The sequence below is a fragment of the Aureimonas mangrovi genome, assembly GCF_014058705.1.
In the GTDB taxonomy this organism is placed as follows: Bacteria; Pseudomonadota; Alphaproteobacteria; order Rhizobiales; family Rhizobiaceae; genus Aureimonas; species Aureimonas mangrovi.
Genome location: NZ_CP059692.1, coordinates 1,425,865 through 1,438,167 on the forward strand (window position 1 = coordinate 1,425,865; position 12,303 = coordinate 1,438,167).

Consider the following 12,303-nt stretch of genomic DNA (forward strand, 5'->3'; position numbering starts at 1 on the left):
ATCTGTCCACCGTGAGGTGAGGGTGTGAACGAATTTCAGCGGGAACAGGCGCGCAGCGACGCTAGGGCGAGGCAGGCGACAGCCCTGTGGGTCGTGGGCGAGCGCGAGGTCGAACTCCGCCGCGAGGCACTGCGGGCGCCGGGCGAGGATGAGCTCCTCATCGAGAGCCGGTTCGGTGCGATCAGCCGCGGCACCGAGGCGATCGTCCACGAAGGCCGCGTGCCCACCGGCGAGACCGAGCGCATGCGCGGGCCGTGTCAGGCCGGCGATTTTCCGTTTCCCGTCAAATACGGCTATGCCGTCGTCGGGCGAGTCACGGAAGGACCGTCCGAGCTCTGCGGTCGCTACGTCTTCTGCCTCCACCCCCATCAGGACCGTTTCGTGGTTCCGCTGAGCGACGTCGTGCCCCTTCCGGACGATGTGCCACCGGAGCGCGCCGTGCTGGCCGCCAACATGGAGACGGCGCTGAACATCGTCTGGGACGGCGAGGCCGCTCCCTGCGAGCGCATCTGCGTCGTCGGCGGCGGGCTCGTCGGGCTTCTCGTCGCCACTCTCGCGGCGAAGCTGCCGGGTGCGGACGTCACGCTCGTCGATATCGATCCTGCCCGCTGCGAGACGGCTGCGGCCCTCGGCCTTCGCTGCGCCTTGCCACAGGATGCTCCGAAAGATTGCGACCTCGTGGTCCACACCTCGGCCAGCGAGGCGGGCCTTGCCACAGCGCTCGGCGCCGCCGGCTTCGAGGCGCGCGTTGTGGAGGCGAGCTGGTACGCGGACCGCGCGGTGCAGCTATGGCTCGGCGAAGCATTCCACAGCCGTCGGCTGCGACTGATCTCCTCGCAGGTCGGTGCCGTGCCGCCCGGTCGTCGTGCCCGCTGGTCACGCAGACGCAGGCTAGAAGCGGCGCTCGCGCTGCTGACGGAGCAACGTCTCGATGTCCTCTTTTCGGGTGAGACACCGTTCAGCGAGCTCGTCGGGGCCTATGGCGGGATTCTCGCGGCGCCGGGCACGCTCTGCCACCGCATTCGCTACGAAACGCTTTGAAGGAGCACGCCGACAGATGTTTGCCGTCGAGGTCCGCGACCACATTATGATTGCTCATTCGCTGCCCGGAGAGGTCTTCGGGCCGGCACAGGGCCTGCACGGCGCGACCTTCGTGGTCGACGCTGCCTTCTTCGCCGAAGAATTGGATGCGGACGGCCTCGTGGTCGATATCGGGCTCGCGACGCAGGCGCTGGCTGCGATCCTCCAGCCGCTCAACTACAAGAACTTGGACGATCTGCCCGAGTTCGCCGGCAAGACCACAACGACCGAGTTCCTCTGCCGCCACGTCTTCGACGGCCTCGCAAAGGCGGCGCGCGGTGGCGCGCTGGGGCAAGGCGGGATGCGGCTGGCGAAGCTGCGCGTCCAGCTCCATGAATCGCACACCGCCCGCGCCTGGTACGAGGCGCCTCTTTGATGCGGCAGGTCGCCTTCGCGATCCCCGGAGATCTTCAGACGATCAGCGGCGGCTACGCCTATGACCGCCGGATCATGGCGGAGCTTGAGGCGCTCGGCTGGGAGGTCAACCATGTCCGCCTTCCGGATGCCTTCCCGCGTGCCGGCGAGACCGACCTCGTCGCGACCCTCGATGCCCTGAACGCGCTGGACGCCGGAGCCCTTGTGGTGGTCGACGGGCTGGCCTTCGGCGCGATGGCCCCGATCGCCGGCACGCTCGGGGCGCGGCTGCGCCTTGTTGCGCTTGTCCATCACCCGCTGGCGCAGGAGACCGGCCTTACAGAGGCTGTTCGCGCGGAACTCGCGGACGGCGAGCGGCGCGCCCTGCGCCACACCGCGACCGTGATCGCGACGAGCTCGTCAACGGCAAAGGCTCTGGAGGCGGACTACGAGGTGCCAGCGAACCGGCTGCATGTCGTCCGGCCCGGTACGGACAAGGGGCCTGCGGCACACGGCGGCAACGAGCCAGCCGTCCTTCTCTCGGTCGGTTCGGTGATCCCGCGAAAGGGCCATGATACGATGGTCGCCGCGCTCGCAAAACTGTCGGACCTGCCGTGGCGCTGCCGGATCGTCGGAGGGCTCGATCGCGACGCCGCGTTCTCGGCTTCGATCCGGGCACAGATCGATCGTGCCGGTCTGGCGGACCGCATCGAGCTCGTGGGCGAGGCGCCCGATTCACGCGCCGAGATGGCAGCGGCGGATCTCTTCGTCCTGCCGACGCGTCACGAGGGCTACGGCATGGTCTTCGCCGAGGCACTTTCGCAGGGGCTGCCCGTGGTGGCCTGCTCGGTCGGGGCTGTCCCGGATGTAGTGCCCGCTGAGGCGGGTGTTCTCTTGCCGGCGGACGACCCCGAAGCCTTGGCCGATGCCCTGCGCGGCCTTCTGGCGGATCGCCGCGAAGTGGCGCGGCTTGCGCGGGGCGCGAAGGCAGCCGGCGAGGTTCTGCCGAACTGGCAGGAGGCCGCGCTCGACTTCGAGCGCGCGCTCAGGGACGCAGCACGATGACGGGTTTTGCTCTCGATTGGCTGGCTCTGCGCGAGCCTGCCGATGCAGCCGCCCGTGCTCCTCAGCTTCTTGCAATGGCCAGGCACTATCTGGAGGGGGTGCCGGAGGGCAGCGTCGTGGATCTCGGCTCCGGCACCGGCTCGACCATGCGGGCCTTCGGCGAGACGAGCGCGGGCTGGACGCTGGTCGATCATGATCCCGCGCTCCTGGCCGCTGCGCGATCAATGCTTGGGGCGCGAGACGACGCGACTTTTCTCGAGGCGGACCTGCGCGACCTGGACGCCCTCCCTCTGGAGGGTGCGAGCCTGGTGACGGCATCGGCGTTGTTCGATCTCGTCTCGGCCGATTGGCTCGCCGAGTTCGCAGGCCGGCTCGTGCGGGAGCGGACCGCCCTTTATGCCGCTCTCAGCTACGACGGCACGATGGTCTGGGAGGAGCAACACGAACTCGATGCCGTGGTTGTCGAGGCCTTCAATGCTCATCAGGCCGGAGACAAGGGTTTCGGCGCGGCGCTCGGCCCGAAGGCGGGCGAGCAGCTGGTGTCGCATTTCGTCGCAGGCGGCTTCGCGGTCGGCGTCGATGACAGCACGTGGCGGCTGGAGCCGGGCGATCTCTATACTGCCTTCGTGGAAGGTGTCGTCGACGCTGTCTCGCAAACCGGCCGCTGCGACTTAGACGTTCTGGCGCAATGGCGCGCGTTCCGCCTCGACCGAGCCCGAAGCGGATTGTGCACCGTCGGCCATGTCGATGTCCTCGCGGTGCCTAAGGATGACGAGGGCCGGGGCGCTCTGCGCGCGAGTGAACTCACGCGGTAGGCAGAGCACGCGCGAACACCATATAGAGTCAGCCCCGCGACGCCTAGAATCGCGGGTGTCATGGACCTTCGGGAGCCAAGTATTGAACCGGATCGACAGGATAGGGGCTCTGCCCGACCAGCCCCAGCGCGCGGCGTTCGGCGTCGATACGGCGGTGCGTTGCGAGCGCGCGGCGGCCGAACTGCGGTCGGGCCGCCCTGTTCTGATCGAGGGCGATGGCGAGGCGGTCGCGGTTCTGTCGCTCGACACTGCAACGCCCGACTCCTATCGCGCCTTCGCGCACGCTGCCCGTGATCGCCACCAGCTCTTCCTGACGGCGCCGCGTGCCGGCGTCCTCGGGCTCGACGTCGAATATGGCGCGCTCGTGCCTCTCGCCGGAAAGAGCTTCGAGGCGGCGTCGAGCATCGGCTATCTGAAGGATGCGCCGGCGCCCGGCAACTGGGCGGCTGCAGACGAGGCGGATGGGGAGGCGGCGGCGCTCGCGCGCCTTTCGCTGCTCCTGCCAGCGGTCGTCATCCTTCGCGACCCTGACATGCGCGCCTTCGGCGATTGCCTGCGTCTGCGGCGTGGCGATCTGCGTGCCGCCAACGAGCAGGTCTCGCAGAGCTTCGAGATCGTCGCGCGCACGCCTGTGCCGCTGCGCGGGATCGAACAGGCGGAGTTCGTGGTTTTCCGCGGAGGCCTCGCCCAGCGCGACCAGATCGCCATCGTCGTCGGCGATCCGGATCCCTCGAGGCCGGTTCCCGTGCGCGTGCATTCCTCCTGCCTGACGGGCGATCTCTTCGGCTCTCTGAAATGCGACTGCGGCGACCAGTTGCGCGGTGGCCTCGCTAAACTGCAGGAGCGCGGCGGCGGTGTCCTCGTTTATCTCGATCAGGAAGGGCGCGGGACCGGGATCGGCTCGAAGATGCGCGCCTACGGCCTTCAGTGCGAGGGGCTCGACACGGTGGATGCGGACGCCGTGCTCGGCTTCGGAACCGACGAGCGGCGCTACGAGGCGGCCGTCGCGATCCTGCTGGCGCTCGGCTATACACGCGTCGATCTTTTAACCAACAACCCTGCCAAGATCGCGCATCTGCGGGCCGGGGGTATCGAGGTGGTGGGACGCACGCCTTCGGTCGGCGAGGTCACGGACCAGAACCGCGACTATCTACGCACCAAGGCGCGACGTGCGGGCCACATGATCGATGTCGACGGGCCCGACTGGGCCCGCTGAACCCGCCATGCTGGACACTGCCGCTCCCAAGGTCCTTCCGTCCACGGCCCTCGTCGCACCCGGCCCGGCATTACCCCTCGGCGCGCAGGCGTTTTCGTGGGTCGTGCTGGGCGGCGGTGTTCTGGCGGTCGCGCAATGGTGGCTCGGCAGTCGTCTCGAGCTCGATTTCTGGTTCTTCACCGGAGCGACGCTGATCTACGGCGCCATCTCCTGCATCGTGCTGCTCGGCCTGCGCCACCACGAGCACGCCCGTTTCGGGATGGCGAACGGCATCACTGTCGTGCGGGCTGCGATCACCTCTATCATTGGTGGTCTGATGGCCGAGTTCATCGTCCTCGGCGTGCCGGCCGCGCCGGGGTGGCCGTGGTGGTTCGGGGGCCTTGCCTTCGTTGCCGTCACGCTGGATGGCGTGGACGGTCGTATCGCGCGTCGACAGGGGCTCTCCTCGCCCTTCGGAGCGCGCTTCGACATGGAGGTGGACGCACTCCTCATTCTCTTTCTGTCGGCGCTCGCCTTCCTCGCAGACAAGGCCGGGCCGCTGATCCTCGCTGCCGGGCTGATGCGCTATGGTTTCCTTGCCGCAGCGTGGTGCGCGCCGTTCCTGAACCGGGAACTGCCCGAATCCTTCCGTCGGAAAGCCGTCTGCGTGGTGCAGGGTGTCGTTCTCGGCCTCATGCTCCTGCCCTTTGTGCAGCCGCCCCTGTCCGAGACGCTCGCCGCCTTTGCCTTCGCCACGTTGGCAGGCTCCTTCCTCGTGGATGTCGTCTGGCTCTGCCGGCATCGGCACGCGGCGCGGTGACCGCGCTTTCCGCCCGCCTCGGGCTCCTTCGGTCCATCGCGATGTATCATGGCCAGCCCTGGCGAAAGCGTGGGCTGAAAAAGCTCTACGCCTCGTTCCTGTGCCCCGGCGACCTCATCTTCGACGTAGGCGCGCATGTCGGCAACCGCGCGCGCATCGCACAGAAGCTCGGCGCGCGCGTCGTGGCGCTGGAGCCGCAGCCCCTCTTTGCCGCTTTCCTGCGTCGGGGGGCGCGGAACGGATTGGAGGTCGTCGAGAAGGCTGTCGGCGCGGCTGCGGGCCATGCAACCTTGCGGATTTCACGGCTGCATCCGACGGTCTCGACGCTTTCGGCGGGATGGATCGGGACGGTCGGGGGAACGAAAGGCTTCTCGGCCGTAATCTGGGACGCCGAAGCCGAGGTCGAGGTGACCACGCTCGACGCGCTGATCGTCGAATATGGCATGCCGGCCTTCTGCAAGATCGACGTGGAGGGCCTGGAGGCCGAGATTCTCGATGGGCTCTCGCAGCCTGTCGAATTGGTCGCCTTCGAGTATCTGCCGGCCGCGCTCGATGTGGCGCAAGCGTGCCTCGATCGCCTGGCCGCGCTCGGCGACTACGAGTTCAACCGCGTGGAAGGCGAGGGCTGGCGGTTCCGGTCCGAGGAATGGCTCTCCCGCGAAGCGATGGCCCTCGAACTTTCCCTGCTGGACGAAACCGATCGCTCCGGCGACATCTACGCCCGCTTACGGCGCAGCGCCAGAAGACCAGGCAGCGCGCCGGCGAGGCTGATCAGTCCGTAGAGAACGGCCGAGGCGACGCCGGCAGAGGACGGAAGAAGGATAAGCGGCCAGAGCGCGGCGGCAACCGCCTCGCGCAGGCCCCAGCCCGAGATCGAGACCGGCACGAGCATCGTCAGGAGGGCGAGCGGGATGACGGTGATCCATGCAACGGCTGGCACGGGCCGCCCGATGGCGAGCGCGGCCAGCGCGAAGATCCCGACATAGGTGAAGACGAGCGCGACGCTGAGCAGGCCCTGGATCAGCCATGCTCCGTCCTGCCAGTAGGCGCGTTTCAGGTCTGGGCCGAAGCTCTTGATGAAGGCGCGCACGCGGCCCGGCCCGAAGAACGCGGCGAGCGCGGCGCTCAGCGCGAGGACGCCCACGAGGACGAGGCCGGATATCAGCACCTGCGTCGATTCGTCCGGTGCCCGGCGACCCACCACGAAGGGCCACGCGATGAGGCCTACCGCCGTGACGGCGAAGAATGCGATCTGGCCGGCGGCGCGCTCGAGTACGATCGCGCGAACCGTCAGTCCCCAGCGCGCCTTGCCCTTCTCGTCCCGCGTACGGTTGCGCGCGGCCCGCAGCGCATCGCCTCCCATGCCGCCAGGCACCACCTGGTTGACCAGCGTCGTCAGGTAGTATTCCCGATAGGCGATCTTGCGCGGAATGCGCTGGCCGAGCCGTGCTGCGGTGAAGCGCCAACGCTCAGCCGAGAGGAGGATCTGCACTTGCATCACCAGCAATCCGCCGAGCACCGGCAGGATGTCGGCGCGCCGCAGAGCGGAAAGGGCGGCGTCGGCGTCGATCGCGATGAAGGTCAGCGACAGGATCAGGATCGGCGCGACGATCCGCAGCACCGGCAGCCACGCGCGTGGACTGCGCGCGGCGCGCAGCAGCGAGCGCTTTCGGCGCGGCGCCGTCACGGTCGTCGTTTCCAGGGCGCGATCACTCATGCGGCGGGGCGTCCTTGAACGTTGAGGCGGCGCGGAGCGGTCGTGTCGCGCCGATCGCGATGGGGGTGCGGATCGCCATCGGCATCCTCGTCCTCTTCTCCATCCTCGCCATGCCTGTGGATCTCGCGTCGATCCGGCAGCTGCCTTTCGCTCTGACGCCGGCCGAAGCCTTCTGCATCGTCGCGTTCATTGCCATACTTCCACGATCTGCCGGTCGGTGGATGCTGCGCGTCGTCATGCTCCTCGCTGGCCTGATGCTTTTCGTCAAGCTTGCCGACCTCGGAACGCGCGCGGCCTTTGCGCGCGACTTCAACCCCGTGCTCGACCTCCATCTCCTCCGCTCCGGTTGGCATCTCCTCTCGGGGTCGGTCGGCCGGGTCGGCGCCATCGGTGCGATCGCCATCACGTCTGCCGCCTTCGCCGGCGTGCTCTGCCTGCTTGGCTGGGGGCTTGGCGGTATCGTGCATCTGCGGCGGAATGGGCGGATCGCGCTCGGGGCTCCAGCGCTCGCCGCCGCCATCCTGGTCGCGGTTTTCGCGGCCGATCCCGCGCCCGCCGCACGGCTCGTCGCCGAGCGAACGCAGTCAACCGCGCAGTCGCTGCGCGAGTTCGCCGCGTTCGACGCGCTGATCGGAGAGGATCCTCTGCGTAACATTGAGGCGGGTTCGCTCCTGTCCGGGCTGGCTGGCCGGGACGTCGTCCTCGCCTTCGTGGAATCCTACGGGCGAAGTGCCGTCGAGGATGCACCCTATGCGGAGGAAGTGCGCGCAAGGCTCGCCGCCGTCGAGGATGGTATCGGGCGAGCGGGCTTTTCGGCGCGCAGCGGCTGGCTTACCGCGCCCACCGTCGGCGGGCAGAGCTGGCTTTCGCACGCGACGCTGCTTTCCGGACTCTGGGTGGATGGCCAGCGGCGCTATGAGCGTCTTGTCGCAAGCCGGCGCGCCAGCCTCAACGCGCTGTTTCGGCAGGCTGGCTGGCGAAGTGCCGCGCTGATGCCGGCGATCACAATGGCGTGGCCTGAGGGCGACTGGTACGGCTACGACGCGATCCACGCGCGCGACGATCTCGGCTATCGCGGCGAGCCCTTCAACTGGGTGACGATGCCCGACCAGTACACGCTGGCCGCGCTGCAACGGCTCGAACTCGGCACTGTCCGATCCCGCCCCTTGATGGCCGAACTGGCGCTGATTTCCAGCCACGCGCCCTGGACGCCGATCCCGCCACTCCTGCCGTGGGGCGACGTCGGAAACGGAACGATTTTCACGCCCTATGCCTCGGCCGGCGACCCCCCGGAAGTCGTCTGGCGCGACCCCGAGCGGGTGCGCCAGCAATACGCGTTGTCGATCGATTACGCCTTGGAGACGCTCGGCTCCTTCGTCGAGACCTATGGCGGCGATGATCAACTGTTCATCATTCTCGGGGATCATCAGCCCGCCCCGATCATCACGGGCGAGAGCGCGAGCCGCGACGTGCCGATCCACATACTTTCGCGCGACCGGGAACTGCTGGAGCGGCTGGACGAATGGGGCTGGACGCGCGGAATGGTGCCGTCCCGTGGCGCGCCGGTCTGGAGGATGGACGCGTTCCGCGAACGCTTCGTGCGCGCTTTCAGCGACGGAGCAGGGTCGTGAGCGCCCGCAAGGCTCGCGACGGGCGAGGGGGATAGAGGCAAGACATGACGATCCAGCGCCTTTCTTCCGCCCGCTCGCGCTCCACGGTCCTGCTCGCGCTCGCCGCTACCTTGCTTCTGGCCGCCTGCCGCACCAGTGACGTCTATGCGCCCCCGGGCGGGGTGTCGGCCGCGATGCCGACGATGGCCTCCGTTTCGCCCATCGTCGGTGAGGCGGAATTCCGCGCGCCCGCCACCTACGTCGTCGATGCCACCAACGGCCACGTTCTTTATCAGGAGAACCCGGACGCGCTGCGCTTCCCGGCTTCGCTGACGAAGCTGATGACGCTCTATCTCGTATTCGAGGCCATCGACACCGGGCGGCTCTCGATCAGCGGCAGCTTCGCCGTTTCAGCCGAGGCCGCCTCGCGCCCGCCGGCCAAGATCGGCCTCGAGGCGGGCTCCACCATCCCCGTCCGCTCCGCGATCCAGGCCATCGCGATCCGCTCGGCCAACGATGTCGCCGCCGTGATCGCCGAGAACCTCGCCGGCTCGGAGGAGAACTTCGCCCGCGTCATGACGGCTCGCGCACGCTCCCTCGGCATGCGCAACACGCAGTTCGTCAACGCATCCGGCCTGCCGGACGTGCGCCAGGTCAGCACGGCGCGCGACACGGCCGTCCTGGCACAGGCGATCCGCACGCGCTTTCCGAACTATCTGGCGGTCTTCCGCGCCAAGGAGTTCGACTATGACGGGCGCACTTTCCTTGCCACCAACAAGCTCATCGGCAAAGTTCCGGGCGTCGACGGCATGAAGACCGGCTATATCCGCGATGCCGGCTTTCACCTCGTCGCCACCGCCCAGCGCGGAAACCGCTCGATCATCGTCGTCGTGATGGGCGGAAAGACGGGAGCCGAGCGCGACGCGCGCGTGACGGCGCTCATCGAAGAGTATCTTTGAGGCCGAAGACCTGCCGGAGTTCGTATGCTGCAAGACACGCCCATCGCCTGCATCGGAGAGTGCATGGTGGAGTTCCGCCAGGTCGAGGGCGGGCTTTTTGCGCCCGGCTTCGGCGGCGACACGCTGAACACCGCCGCCTACCTCGCGCGCCTCGGGGCGAAGGTCGACTATATCACCGCGCTCGGCGACGACGTCTGGAGCGATGAGATGCTCGCTGCCTGGCAGGCGGAAGGCGTCGGAACGTGCGAGGTCCTGCGTGTCGAGGGCGCAAGCCCCGGCCTCTACGTCATTCAGGTGGATGCGCGGGGCGAGCGCCGCTTCTCCTACTGGCGCGACAGCGCGCCGGCGAGACGCCTCTTCGACCTGCCGCAGAGCGCACAACTGGCGAAGCGCCTCTCCGGCTACGGTTTGCTCTACTTCTCCGGTATCTCGCTCTCGCTCTATGGCAAGGGTGGGCGGATGCGGCTTTTCGAGACGCTTGCCGCAGCGCGCGAAGCCGGAGCCCGGATCGCGTTCGACACCAATTTTCGTCCGCGCGGCTGGCCGGATCGAGGTGAAGCCGTCAGGGCCTTCCGCGAAGCGCTCTCGCTCTCCGACATCGTCTTCGCCTCGGTGGAGGATCTGGTCCTCCTGTTCGGGGAGGATCATGCAGCCGTTCTCTTGGAGGCGGCTCCGCAGGCCGAGCGTGTCGTCAAGCATGACGACCTCGCGGTCGAGGTGAGTGCTGCCGGTGTGACGGAAACCGTTCGAGGCGCGCCGGCGGAGCGCGTCGTCGACACGACGGCTGCTGGCGACAGCTTCGCGGCCGCCTATCTGGCCGCGCGTCTTTCCGGCTCCGCTGCGGCCGAGGCCGCCGCGGCTGGGCATCGCCTGGCCGGCCGCGTCGTGGGATTTCCCGGCGCCCTGATGCCGAAAACGCCTCTGGACGACATTCTCGGGCACCCATAGACCGATCCTTCACGGCGCCAGCCTTGCGTTGCCCGATGGGTTCGGCAAGGTAATCGGCGTCTGAAGAGGAGGACGGGAATGACCGGCATGACGACGGGCGCAAGACTTCTGACCGAGTGCCTGAGCGCCAATGGCGTCGATACGATCTTCGGCGTTCCCGGCGAAAGCTTCCTTGCGGTCCTCGATGCGTTGGTCGACCATCCCGAGATGCGCTTCATCACGACGCGCCACGAGGGCGGCGCCTCCTTCGCGGCAGAGGCGCATGGAAAACTGACCGGCCGGCCGGGCATCTGCTTCGTGACGCGCGGGCCCGGCGCCACCAACGCCTCCATCGGCCTGCACACCGCCCAGCAGGATTCGACGCCGATGATCGTCTTCATCGGGCAGGTCGGCCGCTCGATGATGGAGCGCGAGGCGTTCCAGGAAGTCGACTATAAGGCTTACTTCGGCTCCATCGCCAAATGGGTCGCCCAGATCGACGATGCGCGGCGCATTCCAGAATTCGTCAGCCGCGCCTTCCACACCGCAATGAGCGGCCGGCCCGGTCCCGTGGTGCTGGCGCTGCCCGAGGACATGCTGTCCGGCGAGGCGCCGCAGCTGCCCGCTGCCCCCGCCGCCCATCCCGGCCAGCCCGCCCCGCGCCCCGCCGATATCGAGGACCTGCGAGAACGCCTCGGCAAGGCCGAGCGGCCGCTGGTCATCGCCGGCGGCGGCGGCTGGAGCGCGCGCTGCGCCGCGCTTCTCGCCGAATGGGCCAAGCGCGACGGTCTTCCCGTGGGCACCGAGCTTCGTTGCCAGGATTATCTCGACAACGAGCATCCGTCTTATGTCGGCGACGTCGGCATCGGCATCGCACCGGACCTTGCCGCGCGCATCCGCGAAAGCGACTGTATCGTACTCCTCGGCGGGCGCATGGGCGAGATGCCGAGTTCGGGCTACACGCTCCTCGACATCCCGCGGCCGAAACAGCCGCTCGTCCACATCCACCCGGGCGCGGAGGAGCTGGGCCGCGTCTACGCCCCGACGCTCGCGATCCACTCGGCCTCTGAAGCGTTCCTCGAGGCGGTGCTGGCTGCATCCCCACTCGACGGCGGGCGCTGGGCCGAATGGACGAAGAGCGCGCGTGCGGAGTACGAGCGCGCCGCCGAGGGCCTGCCGCGGGCGCCGGGGGCCGTGGATCCCGGCGACATCGTGCGCACCGTGCGCCGTCTCGTTCCGGACGCGATCGTGACCAACGGTGCAGGCAACTACGCGACTTGGGTCCACAAGCTCTGGCGTCACCGCGCGTATCGCACGCAGCTTGCACCCACCAACGGTGCGATGGGCTACGGCGTGCCGGCCTCGCTCGCGGCGGCGCTTGCCCATCCCGAGAAGCAGGTCGTGTGCTTTGCCGGCGACGGCTGCTTCATGATGACGGGGCAGGAGCTGGCCACCGCCGTGCGCCACCGCCTGAAGATCCTGTTCCTCGTGATGAACAACAACATGCTCGGCACGATCCGCATGCATCAGGAGCGGCACTATCCCGCGCGCGTCAGCGCGACTGAGCTCACCAACCCGGACTTCGCGGCCTATGCGCGCGCCTTCGGCGCTTTCGGCGGCACGATCGAGGACGGCAAGGAGGCCGAGACGGTCCTGCGCGAGGCGCTGGCGGCCGATGGTCCGGCGCTGGTGGAGGTGAAGGTCGATCCGGAAGCGCTCAGCATCCGCAAGACGCTCAGCGAAATCCGCGCCGGGGCCTGA

General features: G+C 68.3%; 12 protein-coding genes. 11 read left to right on the plus strand and 1 reads right to left on the minus strand.

All coding sequences use genetic code 11. The annotated features are described in order from the left end of the window. The first annotated feature begins 24 nt into the window (after positions 1-24). The 7 genes from H1343_RS06620 to H1343_RS06650 all read left to right on the plus strand — a co-directional run bounded on the left by H1343_RS06620 (position 25) and on the right by H1343_RS06650 (position 6,111). Positions 25-1,041, plus strand: coding sequence for a zinc-dependent alcohol dehydrogenase (locus H1343_RS06620; RefSeq protein WP_185985111.1), 1,017 nt, complete (start codon positions 25-27; stop codon positions 1,039-1,041). 16 nt (positions 1,042-1,057) lie between these two features. Next, positions 1,058-1,456, plus strand: coding sequence for a 6-pyruvoyl trahydropterin synthase family protein (locus H1343_RS06625; protein ID WP_185985112.1), 399 nt, complete (start codon positions 1,058-1,060; stop codon positions 1,454-1,456). Then, the gene (locus tag H1343_RS06630; protein ID WP_246333390.1) at positions 1,456-2,499 is read left to right on the plus strand and encodes a glycosyltransferase family 4 protein; all 1,044 of its coding nucleotides are present in this window, start codon (positions 1,456-1,458) and stop codon (positions 2,497-2,499) included. Before H1343_RS06625 ends, H1343_RS06630 begins: the two co-directional genes overlap by 1 nt. Then, complete coding sequence (locus H1343_RS06635; protein ID WP_185985114.1) at positions 2,496-3,314, plus strand: class I SAM-dependent methyltransferase; 819 nt, start codon at positions 2,496-2,498, stop codon at positions 3,312-3,314. The genes H1343_RS06630 and H1343_RS06635 overlap by 4 nt, the downstream gene beginning before the upstream one ends. 82 nt (positions 3,315-3,396) lie before the next feature. Then, positions 3,397-4,530, plus strand: coding sequence for a GTP cyclohydrolase II RibA (gene ribA / locus H1343_RS06640; RefSeq protein ID WP_246333398.1), 1,134 nt, complete (start codon positions 3,397-3,399; stop codon positions 4,528-4,530). A 7-nt stretch (positions 4,531-4,537) separates the two neighbouring features. Next, positions 4,538-5,329: a CDP-alcohol phosphatidyltransferase family protein gene (locus H1343_RS06645; protein WP_185985116.1), complete on the plus strand. Its 792-nt coding sequence runs from the start codon at positions 4,538-4,540 to the stop codon at positions 5,327-5,329. After that, on the plus strand, positions 5,326-6,111 hold the full coding sequence (locus tag H1343_RS06650; RefSeq protein ID WP_246333400.1) for an FkbM family methyltransferase: 786 nt from the start codon (positions 5,326-5,328) through the stop codon (positions 6,109-6,111). Before H1343_RS06645 ends, H1343_RS06650 begins: the two co-directional genes overlap by 4 nt. Here the strand turns inward: H1343_RS06650 and H1343_RS06655 are convergent. Then, a complete protein-coding gene (locus H1343_RS06655; protein ID WP_185985117.1) occupies positions 6,045-7,046 on the minus strand; it encodes a lysylphosphatidylglycerol synthase transmembrane domain-containing protein in 1,002 nt (333 codons plus the stop codon). The genes H1343_RS06650 and H1343_RS06655 overlap by 67 nt on opposite strands. A gap of 14 nt (positions 7,047-7,060) precedes the next feature. Here H1343_RS06655 and H1343_RS06660 point away from each other — a divergent pair, with 14 nt between their 5' ends. The 4 genes from H1343_RS06660 to H1343_RS06675 all read left to right on the plus strand — a co-directional run bounded on the left by H1343_RS06660 (position 7,061) and on the right by H1343_RS06675 (position 12,303). Further along, complete coding sequence (locus H1343_RS06660; protein ID WP_185985118.1) at positions 7,061-8,677, plus strand: alkaline phosphatase family protein; 1,617 nt, start codon at positions 7,061-7,063, stop codon at positions 8,675-8,677. A gap of 44 nt (positions 8,678-8,721) precedes the next feature. Then, the gene (locus H1343_RS06665; RefSeq protein WP_185985119.1) at positions 8,722-9,615 is read left to right on the plus strand and encodes a D-alanyl-D-alanine carboxypeptidase family protein; all 894 of its coding nucleotides are present in this window, start codon (positions 8,722-8,724) and stop codon (positions 9,613-9,615) included. Between the two features lie 24 nt (positions 9,616-9,639). Next, positions 9,640-10,563, plus strand: coding sequence for a sugar kinase (locus tag H1343_RS06670; RefSeq protein WP_185985120.1), 924 nt, complete (start codon positions 9,640-9,642; stop codon positions 10,561-10,563). Positions 10,564-10,641: 78 nt separating this feature from the next. After that, on the plus strand, positions 10,642-12,303 hold the full coding sequence (locus H1343_RS06675; protein ID WP_246333401.1) for a thiamine pyrophosphate-binding protein: 1,662 nt from the start codon (positions 10,642-10,644) through the stop codon (positions 12,301-12,303).

Coding starts and splice junctions, on each gene's coding strand:
- H1343_RS06625 (WP_185985112.1), top strand. CDS start 1,058: ATGTTTGCCGTCGAGGTCCGCGACCACATTATGATTGCTCATTCGCTG.
- H1343_RS06630 (WP_246333390.1), top strand. CDS start 1,456: ATGCGGCAGGTCGCCTTCGCGATCCCCGGAGATCTTCAGACGATCAGC.
- H1343_RS06635 (WP_185985114.1), top strand. CDS start 2,496: ATGACGGGTTTTGCTCTCGATTGGCTGGCTCTGCGCGAGCCTGCCGAT.
- H1343_RS06670 (WP_185985120.1), top strand. CDS start 9,640: ATGCTGCAAGACACGCCCATCGCCTGCATCGGAGAGTGCATGGTGGAG.
- H1343_RS06645 (WP_185985116.1), top strand. CDS start 4,538: ATGCTGGACACTGCCGCTCCCAAGGTCCTTCCGTCCACGGCCCTCGTC.
- H1343_RS06665 (WP_185985119.1), top strand. CDS start 8,722: ATGACGATCCAGCGCCTTTCTTCCGCCCGCTCGCGCTCCACGGTCCTG.
- H1343_RS06675 (WP_246333401.1), top strand. CDS start 10,642: ATGACCGGCATGACGACGGGCGCAAGACTTCTGACCGAGTGCCTGAGC.
- H1343_RS06655 (WP_185985117.1), bottom strand. CDS start 7,046: ATGAGTGATCGCGCCCTGGAAACGACGACCGTGACGGCGCCGCGCCGA.